This is a genomic window from Flavobacterium artemisiae (assembly GCF_042678225.1).
In the GTDB taxonomy this organism is placed as follows: Bacteria; Bacteroidota; Bacteroidia; order Flavobacteriales; family Flavobacteriaceae; genus Flavobacterium; species Flavobacterium artemisiae.
The window spans coordinates 243924-262894 of the sequence record NZ_JBHUDZ010000018.1 but is presented as its reverse complement, the minus strand read 5'-3'; the positions used below and the strand labels follow the sequence as shown (position 1 = coordinate 262894).

Below are 18971 nucleotides of genomic sequence, written 5' to 3'. Positions count from 1 at the left end.
CTTTTTTTGTAAATTTTAATTAAAACAATTATGATAAAGAGAATTGATGCCACAGAAAAAGCGATTGAACTGATTAATATTCTAAAAGAAAAACACGGTGATTTAATGTTTTATCAAGCTGGAGGATGTTGTGAAGGAACGCAGCCACAGTGTTTTGAAAAAGGCGGCTATTATCAGCGTACAGGCGATGTTTGTATCGGAACAATCGAAGACACAGAGTTTTGGGTAGACAAAGATTTATTCGAATATTGGAAACACGCACATTTTACTTTAACGGTAATTGATGCATTTGGTGTAGGGGGATTTTCGCTGGAAACGCCTTTAAAGAAAACCTTTCAAATTGAATACAGAATTTTTACAGAAGAGGAAGAGAAGGATTTAGAGCCTGTAACTTATATTTGAGGTTCAAAGGAACATAGTTACAAAGCTTCAGAGGTTTTCAAAGCTTTGTTCCTTTGCATCTTAGAACCTTTGAACTTCTCAATTAACATATAAAAGCTGATACTGTTTCGGCGTAATTCCTTCGTGTTTTTTAAACAATCTAATAAAATAATTGGCATCTTCAAATCCTGATAAAAAGCAAACTTCATTAATTTGCAAAGTTGGATTTTTTAATAAATTCTTCGCGCATTTTATTTTTTCATTCAAAATATATTCAATTGGACTCATTCCGAGTTCGCGTTTAAAGAATCTGTAGAAAGAAGTTGTACTCATGCAAGCTTTTTCGCTCAGTGATTTTAAGCTCATGTTTTCTTTTAAATTCTGCTTGATATATTCAGTAACTTCTTTTATGGGATTATTGGTATCTAGAAGATTTCCGTCATTAATAGATTTTACCGTTTGAGTCTGGATAATTCTAATCAGCAATTCTTTCAAAGTCAAATCGGCCAAAATATCTTTCGTAATCGATGTACTCATGCATTCTTTGATGAGTTTGTTGATAGTTGCCGCCATTTCGACATTATTGTAAAAGAAATAGTTATCGTAATTTAACTGCCAAAACAAGTTACTGCCTTCTTTTGGATATTGTTCGTTTAAGAAATTGAGAGTTTCAGTAATTTTATCATGATCTATTGCTAAAGCCAGACATTGGGTAGGATTGCTTTTGGACGCTTCAGGAAAATCGATTTTCATTTCGACATTGGATGGAACAATTACAGTTTCTCCTGGAAGATATTCAAATTCTGGATCGTCAAAAAGATGCATGATTTTTTTACCTCGAAGCATGCTGGTCACAACCAAATCATTAAATTTTAAAGGAACAAGTTTAGTTGATTCGTAGGTTTCAAATAAATTTAATTCGCAATGATTTAGATTGTAAATGGTTCTGTTTTCTACAAGAGTTTTTAACGATTTCTCTTGAGAAAGCTGTAACGGATTAACTAAAACTCTTTGATTATTCATTAAATTTAAGCTTAATTGTGAAGACTTTAAATTTAATGAAAATAATAGTAGCCGCGACAGATTTAACGTTTAATTATAGCAATTCTTCTACGTGTTTTTTGATATTTTCGGAGATTTTTTTGGTAGGAAGATCATTTTCATCATCTCCAAACGGATCTTCGATTTCTTCAGCAATAAGTTCCAAACTTGCTAAAACATAAAAAATGAAAACTACTACCGGCGCAACGAAATATCCAAGACTAACAGAATAACCAAACGGAAGTGTCATGGTGTAAAAGAAAATGAATTTTTTGATAAAAGCGCTGTAAGAGTAGGGAATGGGCGTGTTTTTAATACGTTCGCACGCACCGCAAATATCAGTAAAAGCAACCAGCTCATCATTTATCGTAATCAGCTGATCGCCTGTAATTTTACCTGCATCATACAAATCGTTGATTTTATGATACATTATTTTTTTTAACTGATTTGGTTTGTGTTTATGATGATCAATTTCCAAATCAACATCTTCAAAAAGCTGTTTGCTTGTTTCTTGGTCTTTTAAGTGTTTATAAAGAATATCAGCATACATCGGAATGTATTTTCTAAAAAACTTTCTATCATTTTCCTCTTTTAGAATAGCAGAAAGCTTTATAGCAAAATTACGGCTGTTATTTACCAAACCTCCCCAAAGTTTACGGCCTTCCCACCAGCGGTCATAGGCAGTATTTGTTCTAAAAACAAGTAAAAGTGAAATCACAAAGCCAAGCATTCCGTGCATAATCGGAATATTGTGAATGTAATCGTTCTTGGTAACTTTAAAATAATGAATCTCTAAATATCCAATCACAGCGGCATAAAATCCAATCGCTAACATTATTGGAAGCAATTTCCTAACGGTATCCGATTTGTGAAAAAGAAAAATAAATGTAAACCAGTCTTTGGTATTATACGAGATCATTTGTATTTGTTTTGAAACAAATTTAGATTAAAAATTAATATTTCCTGCTAATTCTTTCAACGCAATTTCAGATAATTTTGCTTCATATTGTGCATTGCTGTAACGTACTTTTGCGTTTACATAATTGAGCTGAGCGGTTCTAAAATCAAGGGTTGTAATAGTTCCGATTCTAAATTTATCCAATGTAATATCAAGATTTTGTTTCGCGATAGCTTCGTTATCTTCTTCTAAATCAATCAATTCTAAATTTGTTAGATACGTCTGATAGGCAGTGCTTAATTGTGTGTTTAATATCAAATTCTGCTGTTCGATTGCAATTTGCGTGTTTTCAATCTGCAATTTGGCAACTTTCTCATTTCGATGCTGATTGAATCCGTCAAAAATGTTCATTGAAGCATTAAATCCGTAATTTAAACCTTTATTAGATGTTGCACTTGTAAAACCTAAACTAGACTCACTTTCAGAAAAATTATAACCTGTGGTTAATCTCAAAACAGGATAACGGTCTGCTTTTACTTGTTTCAACTGTAATTCGGCAATTCTTTTATTAATTACTTGCGCTTCAAGAGCTGGATTTTGTTTTTGCGCCAATTCCATTAAATCAACCAAAACCAATTTATTGTCAACTGTTACTTCGTCGGTAACTTTGAAATCAATTTTAGGATCACGAGCCAAATATTGATTCAATAAAATCTTCGCATTAGCATATGATTCTTTTTGTCTCAACAAAGCAACTTGATCTGAGTTTAAATCAACCTGAGCATTTAAAACTTCTAATTTTGAAGCTTTTCCAATACTGAAACGATTTTGTGCCAAGGTCAATCTTTGTTTAGAAATTACAATTGTAGTATCTAAAGCCGATAGTTGCTGCTGCTGTTGTACAAGATCATAATACGCAGAATTTACCTGGCCAATTTTTACTAAAATAGTTCTTTTAAGTTCAGCATCACCAAGTTTTTGAAGCTCTTTTAATTGGTCAAATCTGGCAAACATTTTCATACCGTCAAAAACTGTCCAGCCTAAACTTACGCCATAAGTTAAACTGTTGTTTTTTGCATTATTTAGCTTCGTTGTTGTACCGTCCTGACGTGTCTGAGACGAGTTTGTAATATTGTTATTATCAACAACATTTGCCGTAGCAGTTGGCAGCATTCCAGCATTTCCAACAGTTACATTTGTTTCGCTGATAACAGTGTTGTTTTTAGCGATTTTGATTTCGAAATTATTTTCCAAAGCTATTTTCATAGCATCTTCAATAGTCAGAACCTCTTGTGCGCTCAAATGTGATGCAAAGAAGAAGTTTATTAGTAAACTAAAGAATAAAAATTTAGTATTCATATATTTTTCTTTTACCTTAAATTCGCTGATTCATAAAAAGATAGAGCGAATTTAAGGTTTATAAATTATTTACTGTCTCTTTCGTATTCGTCAATTTTGTCAAATTCCGGATAGTGTTTTCTGGCTTTTGACCACATGAAATAAATTGCCGGAATAACGAAAAGTGTTAATGCTAACGAGAAAATGGTTCCGCCAACAATGACAACCCCCATACCAATTCTACTGGTTGACGCTGCACCAAGTGACATTGCGATAGGAAGTGCTCCTAATGCAATCGCCAAACTCGTCATTAAAATTGGACGTAAACGCGCTTCTGAAGCTTCTAAAATAGCTTCCATTTTTGGTTTTCCTTGTTCTCGAAGCTGGTTCGCAAATTCGACAATCAAAATACCATTTTTGGTTACAAGACCAATCAACATTACGGTTCCAATCTGGCTGAAAATATTCCAGGTCTGATTGAATAACCATAGTGAAAATAATGCTCCAGCTACTGCCATAGGAACTGTCAGGATAATAATAAGCGGATCGATGAAACTTTCGAATTGTGCTGCTAAAATCAAGAAAATCAATAGCAAAGCTAATCCGAATGCAAAAGAGGTATTGGAAGAACTCTCCACAAAATCTCTTGATTCTCCGCTCAAATCGGTTGTAAATGTTTCGTCTAGAACTTTAGCTTTAATTTGATCCATTGCCTCAATTCCGTCACTTATGCTTTTCCCAGGCGCCAAACCTGCAGAAACAGTCGCCGACATATAACGATTGTTATGGTACAATTGTGGTGGATTGCTTTGTTCTTCAACATTGACCACATTATCCATTTGGATAAGTTCTCCTTTATTATTTTTTACAAACATCGAAGTTAAATCCAACGGTTTAGAACGGTCTTTTTGATCAAATTGACCAATAACTTGATATTGTTTTCCGTTTTTAATGAAATATCCAAAGCGCTGTCCGCTTAAAGAAAGCTGTAAGGTCTGTGCAATATCAATAATTGAAATGCCCAAACTTTCTGCTTTTTCTCGGTCAATACTTACATTGATTTCAGGTTTGTTGAATTTTAAATTCACATCAGTGATCGAGAATACATCGCTTTTACCAACTTCATCCATAAAAAGTGGAATTTTTTCTCTCAATTTTTCAAAAGTCGGAGCCTGAATAATATATTGGATAGGCAAACCTCCACGTCTGTTTACTGCAATTGTAGGTTGTTGAATAACAGATGTTTTAGCATCAGGATATTTTTTAGTCCATTTTGATAATTGGTCTGCAATATCTTTTTGAGATTTTTCTCGTTCGTCAGGCTGTTTCAGCGAAAGTCTGATGAATCCAGAATTTGTTGCTGAACCTCCAGAACCACCAGCCGTAATTACCAAACTAACTTTTTTTTCTGGAATAGAATCATCAACAAGCTTTGAGATTTCCTGCATAAAGCGGTTTGTGTATTCGTATGAAGAACCTTCTGGTGTTGTCATACGCATTGTAACCGAGCTTCGGTCATCTAATGGTGCAGTTTCTTTTGGCAATATGGTAAAGAATAAATAAATCAAACCAAAACAAGCAATTAAGATTGGAAAACTGATCCATTTTTTATTCATAAAACCAGCTAATGCATCTGCGTAGCCGCTATTTAATTTTTCAAAGAAAGGCTCCGTCTTAATGTAGAATTTCGATTTTTTCTGTTCACCGCCTTTCATTAAATAGGCGTTTAACATCGGTGTTAATGTTAATGATACAAAAGCGGAAATTAACACGGCAGCACCAATAACGACACCAAATTCCCTAAAGAGTCGGCCCACAAAACCTTCTAAGAAAATTACGGGTAAAAATACCGCGGCCAAAGTCACAGAAATAGAGATTACAGCGTAAAAAATTTCATTAGATCCTTTTATAGCAGCTTCTATAGGAGACATTCCTTCTTCGACTTTTTTAAAGATATTTTCGGTAACAACAATTCCATCATCCACAACTAAACCAGTAGCAAGTACAATGGCTAAAAGTGTTAGTACATTTATAGAAAAACCTAAAAGCCACATAATAAAGAAAGTAGCAATTAACGATACAGGAATATCAATTAAAGGTCTGAAGGCAATTGCCCAGTCTCTAAAGAATAGGTAAATAATAATGATTACAAGTACAATAGAGATCCCTAACGTTTCGGCAACTTCTAAAACCGATTTCTTTACAAATTGTGTATTGTCAAGAGCAATATTCAGCTTAATATCTTTAGGTAAATCTTTTTGTAAAGCTTCGTATTTTTTATAAAATTCTGATGAAATATCCAAATAATTGGCTCCTGGCATCGGCACAATAGCAAGACCAATCATAGGAAGCCCAGAAGATGTTAAAGAGGTTTCGATGTTTTCTGGTCCCAGCTCAGCGCCGCCAATATCGCTTAGACGAACAATCTTGTCTCCATCTGTGCGAATGATGATATTATTAAACTCTTCTGGTTTGGAGAGATTTCCAATTGTTTTTACGGTCAATTCGGTATTATTTCCTGTAAGTTTACCAGACGGTAATTCTACGTTCTGTGCGTTTAAGGCATTTCGAACATCAGAAACGGTACATTTGTAGGCATTTAATTTTACCGGGTCGATCCATAAACGCATTGCGTAACGTTTTTGCCCCCAGATTTGTACAGCACTAACGCCGGGAATTGTTTCTAAACGCTGCGAAATGACATTTTCTGCATAATCACTTAATTCCAAAGAGCTTCTGGTGTCGCTCTGTACCGTCATCGAAATGATCGATTCGCTGTCAGCATCTGCTTTTGAAACAACTGGCGGCGCATCAATATCTTGGGGTAAATTGCGGACAGCCTGCGAAACCTTGTCACGGACGTCGTTTGCCGCTTCTTCAAGGTTTTTGTCAAGGTTAAACTCTATAGTAATATTACTGCTTCCTTGGTTACTAGAAGAAGTAATGTTTCTGATTCCGTCAATAGCATTTACAGCTTTTTCAAGAGGTTCAGTAATTTGTGATTCGATAATATCGGAGTTCGCACCTGTATAATTGGTACGAATAGAAACCTGAGCAGGGTCGATAGAAGGAAACTCTCGAACACCCAAAAAAGTATAACCAATAAAACCGAATAATATAATTAAAAGATTCAGTACAATGGTTAAAACAGGTCTTCTTATGCTGGTAGTAGATAAACTCATGTGTGATTTATGATTTTAGAATTCAGATTTTAGGTTTTAGATTCAGGAAAAAATATAAAGTCTACCATCTAAAGTCTGCAATTACTTAACTTTAACAATAATTGGGGCGTCGTTTTTCAAAGTCATGACACCGCTTGTAATTAAAGTGTCTCCAGCTTTTAATCCAGATAATACAAGAATAGAAGCATCAGTTCTTGTTGTTGCTTCTACCATTACTTCTTTGGCTTTGCCTATATTAGCAATGTATACTTTTTTTCCGCTTTGTACCGGAATAATCGCTTCTGTAGGAACTACAATTGCATCTTTAATGATATTCAGCGGTAATTTTACATCAGCAAAAGTTCCAGGGAAAAGTTTTCCGTCAACATTATCAGCAATCGCACGAATTTGCAGTGTTCTAGTTTCAATAGCAACTTCTGGTTCAATTGCATAAATCTTAGCATTATATGTTTTGTTTGAACCTGAAACCGTAAAATCTATAGTTGAACCATTTTTTACTTGCGCAGCATATTTTTCAGGAATAGAAAAAGTTATTTTTAATTTTGATGTATTAACGAGTTTAGCTACTAAAACGGTTGGTGTAATATAAGTTCCAGGAGAAATAGAACGAAGACCAATTTTTCCAGAAAAAGGTGCTTTTACAGAAGTTTTAGCAATCTGCGCTCTAATTAATTGGCTTTGTGCTTGTGCAGATGCATTATCGGCTCTTGCAATATCGTATTCTTCTTGACTTATGGCTTCTTTTTGTAAAAGTAATTTTGCTCTTCTTTCGTTTTCAGTAGTTAAACCTTCTCTGGTTGCAGCTTGTCTTAACTGAGCTTTTAATTCAATATCATTAACTTTAAAAAGTACCTGACCTTTTGTTACATTGGTGCCTTCTGTAAAGAAAATACCTTCTACAATTCCAGAAACCTCACTATGAATTTCTACCTGCTCATTTGCTTCAATAGAACCAGAAAGTGATAAATTATTGTCAAAGGTTGAAGTTTTGACCACAATGCCATTAACAGTTGTTGGTTTGCCTTTGTCATTAAACTTTTTTGAATCGTCGTTTTTGCTTTTATTCGAAACGATTCTATAAGCAATGAAACTTCCTATTCCAACTATTAATAGGGTGTAAATGAGGTGTTTTACTTTCATAAAATTGAGGTAAAATGGTTTTTAGTTTTTTGTTTTGGGTAAGCTTGCAAATTTAACTTTTTGGGGCGAAATCGAAAGAGCTTATTGTTTATTTAACATTTGTATGTACAAAGGTTTGCATTAGACTGTATAGACGCGAAAAGGTTTAATTTAAAATTAATTTTTTTTTATCTTTTTTTTATAAAGAAAGTTGTTTCGCTCTTTATTTTGCTTGTTATCAGGAATGTCACAAAAATATAATGAAAAAAAATATTCATTTTGTCTGATTTTTTTTGCAGTTTGTCGATTTTATTTCGTAACATTGATATGTTAAACAAAACAAAAAATTTTAAAGTTAAATTTAGAGTTTTAAATATTTTTATTGTTAAAAAAGAATACTTGAAGTTGTTTTTTGAGTTTTATTTCAATTATAATTGATAATTTTATTAACAATTGTTTATCTTTTTTAGATTGCTCTATTAATTGAAAAATGTTTTTTTATGAGAAAAAAAATACTTCTTTCATTATGGTTTATTGCACTACTACTTGCAATCAGTTGTTTGTTTTGGCAGAATGAATTTAAATACAGCCTTCCGACTCCAGTTCCACAAAACTATAAAAACATCGCAATGGGATCTAAAATAGATTTGGACCAATGCTGTGCTTACGATAATAAACCCATTTTTGTCCATTTTTTTAATCCAGATTGTCCCTGTTCAAGGTTTAATGTGCCTCATGTAAGTGGTTTGATCAAAAAGTACGGCGATAAAATCAACTTTAAAATTGTGGTTTTAAACAAAAATAAAAATTATACGATTGAAGAAATTCAGCAAAAGTTTGACGCCAAAATTCCTGTATATTTTGAAGAATCTATTGCGAAAAAATGTGGTGTTTTCTCTACGCCTCAAGCGGTTTTAATGGATGCTTCTCATAATCTCTATTATCGAGGCAATTACAACAAAACCAGATATTGTACCGACTCTCAGAGCAATTATGCTCAAATGGCAATTGACTCCTTGTTAAATAAAAATACAGCCCCTTTGTTTAACGCTTTAGCTCTTCGAGCTTACGGATGTTCTTTACCAAAATGCACTAAATAATCTATCAACTACCTAAATCTATTAACCTATGAAAACAAAAGCAAGTTTGAATGAACAAGATTATCTGCACAGTTTTATGGCGACCATGACGCAGAAATCAGATTCGATTATTAATTATGTTTTAGCCGCTTATTTTCTTTTGGGTGTTGGACTTTCTTTTAAGTACGACACTTTTGAAATTGGAGTGGGAGTGGGAACTTTAAATCTTTTAGCGTATTATTCTGCTAAGTTTTTTGTCAAAAACTCCAAATTTTATCAATACGTTTTGTCTGTTGTATTAGCCATTTTTATGGCGCAGTATATTTATCAAATGCACGGAATGTTTGAGATGCATTTTACAGTATTTATTGCTAGTACAATTTTGATTATTTATCAAAATTGGAAGCTTCAGATTCCGCTTACTTTATTAGTTGTACTGCATCATGCGGGTTTGGCTTATCTTCAAAACTTTATCTACAGTGATGCAAACGGACTTCAGGTTTATTTTTCGCAAGTCAATTTTGATCTTGAAACGCTTATTATGCATATAGTCTTGGCCGCAGTTGTGTTTCTTATGAATGGTTATTGGGCTTATTATTTTAAGGAACATAGTGAAAATCATATTTCTAAAATTTCTGATGAATACGAAATTGAGAACATGAAACTGGCTTCGGCAAAATTCAGTTCTATGTCGGCTAGAAAAGAGTATAACGATTTTATTCATAGAACTACATTAGACTTAAAACTGCCGGTAAATTCAGTTTTAAAATTAATTGATGTTTCAAAAGGACATACCGACAATGATAAACTGTTGACTTATCTTGAAATGATGCGCGAAAGTGCTAAAAAGATTGATGATTTGGTGAATGATATTCATGTAAAGTCAACAAATAACAGAAACTAGAATTTTACAAAAACCAACTTCCCAATCCGTTACCTGTTATGTTCAAAAATGATTTACCAACCGCAATGCCTACACTGCATAATTTGAAAACAACATTCGATGCCTTCATGTCAGAAAGCATTACTTTAAATTCTATTGAAAAAATTGGTGCAGAAACCGAATTTGCACAAGAAGTGGCTGAAATTTTAAAAGGATACAGAAATAATCCGCAAGTACATAATTTAGATTACCAATATCAAAAACTAATTCGGATTACAAGCGATATTCATCATTTGAATCTGGCTGTAAATAATGAGCTTCCGTATTGGCTGCAAGGAGAATTGGAAACCGTTTTCCGTAAAATAAAAAATACCCTGCTCATTTTAGAAATTGAATTAAATTAAAAATCAAAGAATTCATTTAAGACACGAATTGTATATTAATTTAAATACAAATATCTATGGATACCAGAATTACTCGACCAACGCCTTCTGATAGGGAAGTTGATTGGAATAAGAATAAAGTACTGCTAAGTAAAACCGATAAAAAGGGAACTATTTTGTATGCCAATGAAGACTTTATTGACGTTTCTGGTTATGATGAATTTGAACTTGTGGGACAGCCGCACAATATTATACGTCATCCGGATATGCCAAAAGTAATTTTTAAGTTCTTATGGGATAGTATTAAATCGAGTGAAAATATTCATGTAATCATAAAAAATATGGCTAAAACAGGCCGTTATTACTGGGTTGTAACCGATTTTAAAATTATCGCAGATACTGATGGTGATATAATCGGTTTTTTTGGAACCAGAAAATCAGTTCCAAACGAGATCATCGTAAAGTTTATCGAACCATTGTACAAAAAACTGCTTCAGATAGAAGAAACCAGCGGAATACAAGCTTCTGAAGAGTATTTAGTAGGTTTTTTAGAAGAACGTAAAAAAACATATATGGAATATGTAGACCATCTTATCTCAACAGGAAAAGATGATAAAAATAAAATAAGCAAAGGCTTGTTTAGCGGTTTTTTTGAAAAGAAAGACACCTCAAAAAAATAATTGATATATTCTTCATTGCATCAGCTGAGATACTCACAAAATTATATTTGCCCCCCAACAAATTTAATCAAGTTAATAATATTGAGTATTTGGTGCAATGGAGGATATTTTTTTTGAAGTTTGAAGTTTCAAGTTTCAGGTTTCAGGTTTCAAGTTAAGAGTTAAGAGTTAAGAGTTAAGAGTTAAGAGTTAAGAGTTAAGAGTTAAGAGTTAAGAGTTAAGAGTTAAGAGTTAAGAGTTAAGAGTTAGGTGTTAAGAATTTCAAGTTTCAAGAAAAAAACTTTGCCTCTATGTCCCTTTGCGCCTTTGTACCTAAGTGTCTCAGCATCTCAGAACCTTAGCATTAGCTAATATAATTCCAAATATTTTTCTTTTTGGTTAATTCAATAAAAACAGCTTTTAAGACAGCGTGTTCAGGCTTTTGCATTGCCGAATCTTCTTTAAGCAATTTCATCGCATAATTTCTTGCCAAAGACAAAATTTCTTTATCTTTTACAATATCAGCAATTTGAAGATTTAAAACACCACTTTGCTGTGTTCCCATCATGTCACCGGGACCACGAAGTTTAAGATCGACCTCGGCAAGTTCGAAACCGTCGTTGGTACGAACCATGGTTTCCATTCTGGTTTTACTGTCGGCACTCAATTTATGACTGGTCATCAAAATGCAATAACTCTGTTCGGCACCTCGACCCACGCGTCCACGAAGCTGATGCAGCTGCGAAAGACCAAAACGTTCGGCACTTTCAATAATCATTACACTGGCATTCGGTACATTTACTCCAACTTCAATAACCGTTGTAGCCACCATAATATTGGTTTTCCCTTCAGAGAAACGTTTCATTTCGGAATCTTTATCAGCAGGTTTCATTTTGCCATGCAGAATTGAAATGGAATATTGCGGTAACGGAAAATCACGAGAAATACTTTCGTAACCGTCCATTAAATCCTTATAATCCATTTTTTCAGATTCCTGAATCAGCGGATATACAATATAAATCTGTCTTCCTTTTGCAATTTCGTCGCGAAGGAATTTCCATACTTTCAAACGATTGGTATCAAAACGATGTGCTGTTTCAATTGGTTTTCTTCCTGGAGGCAATTCATCAATAACTGAAATATCCAAATCGCCGTACAAACTCATTGCCAAAGTTCTTGGAATTGGTGTCGCGGTCATCACCAAGACGTGTGGCGGAATCTCATTTTTCTTCCACAATTTAGAACGTTGTTCAACACCAAATCGATGTTGTTCATCAATTACAGCCAAGCCAAGATTCTGAAACTTAACTTTATCCTCCAGCAAAGCATGCGTTCCGATTAAAATCTGCAAACTGCCATTTTCAAGTTCTTCATGAATGATTTTTCGAGCGGCTATTTTTGTAGAACCCGTTAATATTTTGATATTTATATTTAAAGTCTGAGCCAGTTCTGATAAACCCAAAAAATGCTGATTGGCCAAAATCTCTGTCGGAGCCATTAAACACGCTTGAAAACCGTTATCAATTGCCAAAAGAATACTCATAAAAGCGACAATTGTTTTTCCAGATCCAACATCACCTTGCAAAAGACGGTTCATTTGGGCGTTACTTCCCATATCAGTCCTAATTTCTTTAATTACTCTTTTTTGAGCATTTGTCAAAGCAAAAGGAAGGTGATTCTGGTAAAAATCATTAAAAAGTTCGCCCACTTTGGTAAACGGATGCCCTTTTATTTTGTGTTTTCTAATTAAGTTTTTTGTAATTAACTGCAATTGAATAAAAAACAACTCTTCAAATTTCAATCGGAATTGTGCTTTCGCTAAAATTTCGGCGCTTTTTGGAAAATGAATATTAAATAAAGCCGCTTTTTTTGGCATCAATTTTAATTCTTCGATCAAATAAGCAGGGAAAGTTTCGGTAAACAAAGCCTGAGTTTCTAGAAAAAGCTGTTCCATTAATTTGTTAATGGTTCGGTTAGAAATTCCTTTATTTGTCAAAGCTTCTGTAGAAGGATAAACTGGCTGCATGGCCGAACGAAGACTTTTTTCGTGTTCGCTTAAAAGTTCAATTTCGGGATGCGCCATACTAAACTGGCTTCCATACAAAGAACATTTTCCAAAAATTACCAAAGGTTCGTTTATTTTTAAACTTTCGCGAATCCATTTATGACCTTGAAACCAATTAAGGTCAATTTGTCCCGTTTCATCTACAAAAGAAGCAACAAGACGTTTTTTGTTTTTTGCAAATTCAACCGTTTTTATATTGATTATTTTTCCAATAATCTGAACTTCAGCACCTGTATTCTGTAATTCGTTAATCTTATAAAATCGTGTACGATCGATATATCGATTCGGAAAAAAATTGACTAAATCGCCATATTTATGAATCCCCAATTCCTTACGAAGCAACTGACCGCGACTCGGGCCAACACCTTTTAAGTATTCAATAGGAGTTTCTAAGAGATTATTAGACATTTTTTAATTGTAGAATTTAGAATTTAGATTTTTTGGATCTTGGAATTTGGAATTTGTATTTTGGAATTTGTCTCTTTTTTTGGAGTAGCGAATATAAACCTTAATTGGCAATTTTGAAAATCAAAATGAATCGTCAATTTTATTATTTGTAAAACCTTAATCAAATAAAATATTTTTAATAAAACTGAATTTTTATATTTGATTAGTTAAAATTAAAGCCAAATACCTTACATAAATTATAACCAACTGATGAAAGAAGAAAAAGTTCCTTTTGAAAAAATGAAATTTAACGGCATCGAATTCAAAGTAATAAACAGAAAAAATGCCCATGAAATTATTGGAGATCTAACTGATTTTGAAAACGAAAAAATTTACGATGTTTTTGAAGATTCCTGGCGTTTTCCTGACGATGAAGATAATGCAATATTTTTATTAGCAGAAAATGATGTTGAAATGGATGTTTTTGAAATGGATTATAATACAGAAGAACATCAGAATATCTTTATTTTAGGTTTTATTTTTAAAGGAAATCTAACCGTTAAAAAATGTATAAGTTCTTTTGATACAGATAATTCACCTGCATTAATTGTATTAGGAAAAACAACTTCACTAAATATAATTTTGTTTGGAAACATACACTATTTAGGCGGCGGTTTAGAATGTGAAACCATTATGGGTGAATATAATCACGGAGAACTTTTAGTAAAAGGCGACACCACTACAAAGCTTATTTACAGCGATGATATGCGTATGCGTTTCGAGAATTTTACTTCTGTACAGGCAATTTTCAATTTAAATCGTCCAGATGTGTCAATCTGCAGCAGATTAAGTGATGGAGAAGGATCAATCGTAATATTAGAAAATTATTTTCCATCAACACACAAATTATCAGATATAGTTTCAGATTCGTATATCGAACATTCTGATGATTACGATAGTGAATATTTGGTTGATGATTATTACGAAAAGGTTTTTAAAAAAGGTCTTTCGCTTATTGATGAAAGTAAATCGGAAAAATATTTGTACAAAAATTTCCGCGAGAGATTTAAAAACATGATTAAGGAATTGACTGATAAAGAATATGCTGCAAGTGACGGAAGTTTGTATTGTGAAGACGCTTATGCAAATTACAGTTTTGTTCATTTTGATTATGAAGGTCAAAAATACAATCAAATCTCAACAACAATAATAAACGGATTCAATATTAGAATGAGAGGATTTTTATGTATTGATACAGATGAAATTTCGCTTCTTTTAGAATATTTACACGATGATGAAAGCACAAAATGTCAATGGATGGACAACGAAAATGCTTTAGGAATTGAATATTTTGCAGTAAAAAATGCTATAGTTGAAGCTTTTGAAATCTTAAATGATGAAAAATCGTTTGAAGATAATGATGATGATGATGATGATGATGATGATGACTCAGAATACGATAATAGTTTTTCGTTAGAAGAATTTTCGGCACAGTTTGGCACTTATGCTTTACCAGAAGATTTAGTAAAATTATATGAATTTGATCAGGAATACGGATCTGAAACTTATTCAGAATGTTTCGGTTTAACCATTACAGACAATAAAACCGGAATAAAAACTTGGTCTGAGGAAGAAGAATTCTACAATAGTTTTATTGAATTTGCCGGCGCAAACGGTTCGGGAAGTTCTTATGCGTATTGGTTGATCGATCAAGATTTAAATAATTGCCCGATCGTAGTTTTTGGTGATGAAGGCGGTATACATGTCGTGGCAGAAAACACAAAAGATTTGATTAGACTTATGAGTTATGATACTGAAATTTCTGTAGATCACGAAAATGCCTATTTCTACAAAGATGAAGATTATTATGAAGAAAGCGAAAACAAAGAAATTTATGCAGATTGGATAAAAAGTACATTTGGTTTTGAGGCTTTAGAAAATGACGAAGAGACGGATGATATTATGGATAATGCCAAAGAAAAATACAAAAAGAAATTCAATGCGTTTTTAGAAAAGTTTGATATTGAGACTTTTGAATAAATAAAGAAAACTAAAAAGTAGTATATTCCGTATATAGTTCAAGAAGGTAGTCAGATTAAGTTAATGTTAAGTTATAGATTGGCAACGCAACTGTTCTCATAAATAGTAATCTTTATAGTATTAACTTAAAACTATAAAAATGAAAAAAATTGGATTATTAGTTGTATTGATGATTTCGCTGATTGCGTGTTCTAGTGATGATAATGATAAAGAAACAGGATTTACTACAATATACGAAGGAAAATGGGAGCTTACTCAAATGATTACTAATTTTAATCCCGCAGCAAACAGTGTTGATACGCCGCAGTGGAAAGAAACGTATTCTTTTAGTAATGGAAAATTTACCAAAACAAGAATAAAAGATAATAAGACTACAACCGTATCAGGAACTTATACGGAAGTAGTTACTTCTTCTGAATTTGGTTTGGAGTTGGTATATAAGGAATCTAGTGATATCGTTGGGAGCTGCACAAGTTTAAAAGAAAATTTATCTGTTAATTCTTTGGGGAAATTAAATAATTCATTGAGAAATTGTGATGGACCTATGTTTGTTTACACCAAAATAAAGTAAAGGATAGGTAAAAAAAATAAAATAAAATAAAAATGATTTGACGCATAATATATTTTGATTTTTGACGTTTGCATTAGCAAAGCCATTTGTTAAAATATAAGTATATTGGCTTAAACAATAAAACCAAACCGACCAAAACCACCAAATGAAAAGAATAGTAACTTTATTTATTCTAGTATTAACGCTAGTTTCTTGCTCCAATGACGAAGCAATTGCAACTGGCGATGTGGATTATTTTGGAAATTGGAAATTGACAAAAATGTCATCTGCTTTTACACCTGCAATTAGTTTTTCTAGTGGTTTAGAATGGGAGGAATCTTATGATTTTAACGAAAACGGAACTTTTACAAAGACGAGATTGAGAGATAATAAATCGATCACTGTTTCAGGAACCTATTCGATTACTATAACACAGAAAGAAATTCAATTTGAGCTGGTTTATGAAAAAGACAATGATATAATAGGAAGCTGTTCTTCAGATCCAAAAGAGATACTTTATATCAATTCTTCGAAAAAAATGTACAGCACTTGGCAAAATTGTGACGGACCAGAATTGGTTTATGAAAAAGAGAAATAAAAATTCTATAAATTTGTAAAACAAAAAGCATTCAAAACTGAATGCTTTTTTGTTTTTAAAATCTACTTATACATGATAACACATTTGGCTTTATTGCGCGGTATCAACGTTTCGGGACATAACATGATCAAAATGGAAGCCCTGAAAACGATGCTCGAAAATTTAGGATTTCAAAATATTAGAACTTATCTTCAATCTGGGAATGTGTTTGTTGATTCAGAAGAAGAAAATGCAGCTAAAGTTGGTTTTATGATCAAACAGGAAATCTTTAAAGTTTTCGGACATGAAGTTCCTGTGATTGTGATTAATAAAGAAGATCTTGAATTGTGTTTTAAAAACAATCCTTATTTGAATGAAAAGGATGCCGATACCAAAAAGCTATACGTTTCTTTTGTTTCGATTCCGTTGAAAAAAGAAAGTATAAATGATTTGAAAATAAGTCAGTTTAAGCCAGACGAAGCAAGTATAGATGCCAACAGAATATTTATTAAATATGCCGTGGGAGCTGGAAAAACAAGATTTGACCAAAAATATATTGAAAAAAAATTAAACGTTACAGCAACAATGCGAAACTGGAATACGGTTACGAACTTGCTTAAAATCTACGAAGAATAATGAAAAAAATAATTGCAGTCCTTTTTATAATTTGTTTTTGCCAGTTATCAACAGCACAGCAAAACACCAAAGCTAAAAGTGAAAATTTTAATTCTTTTCTGAAGAAGTTTAATGAAGATAAAGATTTTCAATTAAGCCGCGTAAAATTCCCTTTAACAATCAAAACAATTGATGATAATCTGCAAGATATAACCGTTACAATAACGCAGAAGAATTATAGAATCCTAAAGCTGGATGATAAAAATATGGATTTTAGACAAAAAAATGTCCTAAAACAAAAATCTGCAATTGTTCAACAACGCGGTATTGATACCGGCATCTACGCAGATTATATTTTTGAATTAAAAGACAATAAATGGTTCCTTAAAACCTGGATTGATCAATCGACCTAATATTGATTTAAGTTAGTCTCGCAGCCATTTTTGCATCGCAGGAAAAGGAGATTTTTTTTCTTTTTCTGCGCGCTCATTTCCAAGACATAATCCCATCCATTCTAGAAGCGGCAACCCCATGTAGTTTCCTTTGTCGAAATTTGAAATAAACCAACCAGAAGCATTTTTATAACCAGCAGGATGAAATACAAATTCTAAAGGAAGTTGTAAGTGACGCAAAGCAGCATACGACCATAAAATAGCAGTGATTTCGTCTCCTTGTGTTGGCCAGTCTGGAGAAATTTGGTCTGTACCAACTAATTTTCTTTCCTCAGAAGTTGTTACAGCAAGGTGTCCGGCTTCGTGCAGTAAATCGCCCGGATATAAAAGTTTGTCATAATCAATATAAATACAATTTGGCCCCAATTCTAAACCAGGTAAAAAAGAAGGTTCTATTTGTTTTTCGATAACCTCGATTCCTATTTCTTTTAGAAACTGCACTACTTTTTTGACTTCAATACTTTCTTTCGCAATCATAATTGGTTGATTTTTATTGTATTCTATTTTCAAATAAATATATTTATTATTTAGGAATTAAATCACAATACCAAAAACCAAAATCAAAAGCGGTCGAATCTGTTGTATCACAAGCTTTATTAGAAGATTCTTTTGTTTTTGGTTTTTCATACTTTCGATATACAATTTCACCAATTTCAAAATCAATTGGTTTAGAAAAAATAGGTCCATCAAAGGTAAAAGTATGAAATTCGCCATTTTCACCACAGACATCTACATTTTCAGGCAAATCATCAATAAAATCCTGATCGATAACTCTGCCGACAAAACTCTTGTCTAAATATTTTTCGTTTACACAAACAACAATAGTTTTGAATCCCAGCAATATAAATTCCTGAATTAAATCTTGAGTCGGAATTTTCCAAATCGGGAAAACACCTTTAAAACCTATTCGTGATAATTGCTCTTCACGATATTTTCGCAGATCTTCAAGAAAAATATCGCCAAAAATAGAATGTGTAATACCTTGATTTTTAAATTCGTTTAAAGTCTCCAGCATGACATCTTCGTAAATTTCCATTGAAGGCATTTCTGGAATCTGCATGATTTTCAGCGGAAGATTTAAACTTTCTGCCTGAGCCTGCAGTAATTCAACACGAACACCGTGCATTGAAATACGCTGGTATTTTTCGTTAATGCTCGTCAATAAAGATTCAATTTTAACATCCGGATTTTGTAATGTTTTATATAAAGCAAGAGCAGAATCTTTTCCGCTGCTCCAATTAAATATGGCTTTTTGAGGTGTAGACACTATTTTGATTTTTAAAGTAAACATACAAATTTCCTACGATTTGTTCGTGAAAGGT

The 18971-nt window shown here is 32.8% G+C and carries 18 protein-coding genes; 10 read left to right on the top strand and 8 right to left on the bottom strand.

Translation table 11 applies throughout. The annotated features are described in order from the left end of the window. Positions 1-30: 30 nt before the first annotated feature. Positions 31-402: a DUF779 domain-containing protein gene (locus tag ACFSC2_RS20890; protein WP_379812986.1), complete on the top strand. Its 372-nt coding sequence runs from the start codon at positions 31-33 to the stop codon at positions 400-402. 78 nt (positions 403-480) lie between these two features. On the opposite strand, the gene ACFSC2_RS20885 is transcribed toward ACFSC2_RS20890, so the two are convergent. From ACFSC2_RS20885 to ACFSC2_RS20865, 5 genes are all read right to left on the bottom strand, one after another. Next, positions 481-1404, bottom strand: coding sequence for an AraC family transcriptional regulator (locus ACFSC2_RS20885; protein ID WP_379812984.1), 924 nt, complete (start codon positions 1402-1404; stop codon positions 481-483). A 73-nt stretch (positions 1405-1477) separates the two neighbouring features. Further along, positions 1478-2341, bottom strand: coding sequence for a bestrophin family protein (locus ACFSC2_RS20880; protein ID WP_379812982.1), 864 nt, complete (start codon positions 2339-2341; stop codon positions 1478-1480). Between the two features lie 27 nt (positions 2342-2368). Beyond that, positions 2369-3679: a TolC family protein gene (locus tag ACFSC2_RS20875; RefSeq protein WP_379812981.1), complete on the bottom strand. Its 1311-nt coding sequence runs from the start codon at positions 3677-3679 to the stop codon at positions 2369-2371. 65 nt (positions 3680-3744) lie between these two features. Next, a complete protein-coding gene (locus ACFSC2_RS20870; protein ID WP_379812980.1) occupies positions 3745-6840 on the bottom strand; it encodes an efflux RND transporter permease subunit in 3096 nt (1031 codons plus the stop codon). Between the two features lie 81 nt (positions 6841-6921). Beyond that, positions 6922-7980: an efflux RND transporter periplasmic adaptor subunit gene (locus ACFSC2_RS20865; protein WP_379812978.1), complete on the bottom strand. Its 1059-nt coding sequence runs from the start codon at positions 7978-7980 to the stop codon at positions 6922-6924. Positions 7981-8459: 479 nt separating this feature from the next. Between ACFSC2_RS20865 and ACFSC2_RS20860 the strand changes: the two genes are divergently transcribed. Genes ACFSC2_RS20860 through ACFSC2_RS20845 form a run of 4 tightly spaced genes read left to right on the top strand, consistent with a single transcriptional unit; the run spans position 8460 to position 10984 of the window. Continuing rightward, on the top strand, positions 8460-9059 hold the full coding sequence (locus ACFSC2_RS20860; protein WP_379812976.1) for a TlpA family protein disulfide reductase: 600 nt from the start codon (positions 8460-8462) through the stop codon (positions 9057-9059). A gap of 28 nt (positions 9060-9087) precedes the next feature. Next, positions 9088-9942, top strand: a complete 855-nt coding sequence (locus ACFSC2_RS20855) for a hypothetical protein (RefSeq protein ID WP_379812974.1) — start codon at positions 9088-9090, stop codon at positions 9940-9942. Positions 9943-9980: 38 nt separating this feature from the next. After that, the gene (locus ACFSC2_RS20850; RefSeq protein ID WP_379812972.1) at positions 9981-10325 is read left to right on the top strand and encodes a hypothetical protein; all 345 of its coding nucleotides are present in this window, start codon (positions 9981-9983) and stop codon (positions 10323-10325) included. Positions 10326-10381: 56 nt separating this feature from the next. Then, complete coding sequence (locus ACFSC2_RS20845; RefSeq protein WP_379812970.1) at positions 10382-10984, top strand: PAS domain-containing protein; 603 nt, start codon at positions 10382-10384, stop codon at positions 10982-10984. Positions 10985-11327: 343 nt separating this feature from the next. Here ACFSC2_RS20845 and recG read toward each other — a convergent pair whose 3' ends face one another. Beyond that, positions 11328-13436 carry an ATP-dependent DNA helicase RecG gene (gene recG, locus ACFSC2_RS20840; RefSeq protein ID WP_379812968.1) on the bottom strand — a complete coding sequence of 703 codons (2109 nt, stop codon included), beginning with the start codon at positions 13434-13436 and terminating at the stop codon, positions 11328-11330. A gap of 249 nt (positions 13437-13685) precedes the next feature. On the opposite strand from recG, the gene ACFSC2_RS20835 reads away from it, so the two are divergent. The 5 genes from ACFSC2_RS20835 to ACFSC2_RS20815 all read left to right on the top strand — a co-directional run bounded on the left by ACFSC2_RS20835 (position 13686) and on the right by ACFSC2_RS20815 (position 17610). Beyond that, positions 13686-15455, top strand: coding sequence for a hypothetical protein (locus ACFSC2_RS20835; RefSeq protein WP_379812966.1), 1770 nt, complete (start codon positions 13686-13688; stop codon positions 15453-15455). Between the two features lie 139 nt (positions 15456-15594). Further along, a complete protein-coding gene (locus ACFSC2_RS20830; protein ID WP_379812965.1) occupies positions 15595-16026 on the top strand; it encodes a hypothetical protein in 432 nt (143 codons plus the stop codon). Positions 16027-16171: 145 nt separating this feature from the next. Then, entirely contained in the window at positions 16172-16603 is a 432-nt protein-coding gene (locus ACFSC2_RS20825; RefSeq protein ID WP_379812964.1) for a hypothetical protein, read from the top strand. Between the two features lie 72 nt (positions 16604-16675). After that, a complete protein-coding gene (locus tag ACFSC2_RS20820; protein ID WP_379812962.1) occupies positions 16676-17218 on the top strand; it encodes a DUF1697 domain-containing protein in 543 nt (180 codons plus the stop codon). Next, a complete protein-coding gene (locus ACFSC2_RS20815) occupies positions 17218-17610 on the top strand; it encodes a DUF4348 domain-containing protein (protein ID WP_379812960.1) in 393 nt (130 codons plus the stop codon). The genes ACFSC2_RS20820 and ACFSC2_RS20815 overlap by 1 nt, the downstream gene beginning before the upstream one ends. A gap of 12 nt (positions 17611-17622) precedes the next feature. Here ACFSC2_RS20815 and ACFSC2_RS20810 read toward each other — a convergent pair whose 3' ends face one another. Both ACFSC2_RS20810 and ACFSC2_RS20805 read right to left on the bottom strand, forming a co-directional pair. Continuing rightward, positions 17623-18126, bottom strand: a complete 504-nt coding sequence (locus ACFSC2_RS20810) for a hypothetical protein (protein WP_379812959.1) — start codon at positions 18124-18126, stop codon at positions 17623-17625. Between the two features lie 46 nt (positions 18127-18172). Then, complete coding sequence (locus ACFSC2_RS20805; RefSeq protein ID WP_379812957.1) at positions 18173-18940, bottom strand: Dph6-related ATP pyrophosphatase; 768 nt, start codon at positions 18938-18940, stop codon at positions 18173-18175. Positions 18941-18971: the final 31 nt, after the last annotated feature.

What these genes read in the sequence shown, in the direction of transcription:
- ACFSC2_RS20810 (WP_379812959.1), bottom strand. Translation starts at nt 18,126, where the DNA reads ATGATTGCGAAAGAAAGTATTGAAGTCAAAAAAGTAGTGCAGTTTCTA.
- ACFSC2_RS20850 (WP_379812972.1), top strand. Translation starts at nt 9,981, where the DNA reads ATGTTCAAAAATGATTTACCAACCGCAATGCCTACACTGCATAATTTG.
- ACFSC2_RS20825 (WP_379812964.1), top strand. Translation starts at nt 16,172, where the DNA reads ATGAAAAGAATAGTAACTTTATTTATTCTAGTATTAACGCTAGTTTCT.
- ACFSC2_RS20860 (WP_379812976.1), top strand. Translation starts at nt 8,460, where the DNA reads ATGAGAAAAAAAATACTTCTTTCATTATGGTTTATTGCACTACTACTT.
- ACFSC2_RS20815 (WP_379812960.1), top strand. Translation starts at nt 17,218, where the DNA reads ATGAAAAAAATAATTGCAGTCCTTTTTATAATTTGTTTTTGCCAGTTA.
- ACFSC2_RS20820 (WP_379812962.1), top strand. Translation starts at nt 16,676, where the DNA reads ATGATAACACATTTGGCTTTATTGCGCGGTATCAACGTTTCGGGACAT.
- ACFSC2_RS20855 (WP_379812974.1), top strand. Translation starts at nt 9,088, where the DNA reads ATGAAAACAAAAGCAAGTTTGAATGAACAAGATTATCTGCACAGTTTT.
- ACFSC2_RS20845 (WP_379812970.1), top strand. Translation starts at nt 10,382, where the DNA reads ATGGATACCAGAATTACTCGACCAACGCCTTCTGATAGGGAAGTTGAT.
- ACFSC2_RS20870 (WP_379812980.1), bottom strand. Translation starts at nt 6,840, where the DNA reads ATGAGTTTATCTACTACCAGCATAAGAAGACCTGTTTTAACCATTGTA.
- ACFSC2_RS20880 (WP_379812982.1), bottom strand. Translation starts at nt 2,341, where the DNA reads ATGATCTCGTATAATACCAAAGACTGGTTTACATTTATTTTTCTTTTT.
- ACFSC2_RS20830 (WP_379812965.1), top strand. Translation starts at nt 15,595, where the DNA reads ATGAAAAAAATTGGATTATTAGTTGTATTGATGATTTCGCTGATTGCG.
- ACFSC2_RS20885 (WP_379812984.1), bottom strand. Translation starts at nt 1,404, where the DNA reads ATGAATAATCAAAGAGTTTTAGTTAATCCGTTACAGCTTTCTCAAGAG.
- recG (WP_379812968.1), bottom strand. Translation starts at nt 13,436, where the DNA reads ATGTCTAATAATCTCTTAGAAACTCCTATTGAATACTTAAAAGGTGTT.
- ACFSC2_RS20865 (WP_379812978.1), bottom strand. Translation starts at nt 7,980, where the DNA reads ATGAAAGTAAAACACCTCATTTACACCCTATTAATAGTTGGAATAGGA.
- ACFSC2_RS20835 (WP_379812966.1), top strand. Translation starts at nt 13,686, where the DNA reads ATGAAAGAAGAAAAAGTTCCTTTTGAAAAAATGAAATTTAACGGCATC.
- ACFSC2_RS20890 (WP_379812986.1), top strand. Translation starts at nt 31, where the DNA reads ATGATAAAGAGAATTGATGCCACAGAAAAAGCGATTGAACTGATTAAT.
- ACFSC2_RS20875 (WP_379812981.1), bottom strand. Translation starts at nt 3,679, where the DNA reads ATGAATACTAAATTTTTATTCTTTAGTTTACTAATAAACTTCTTCTTT.
- ACFSC2_RS20805 (WP_379812957.1), bottom strand. Translation starts at nt 18,940, where the DNA reads ATGTTTACTTTAAAAATCAAAATAGTGTCTACACCTCAAAAAGCCATA.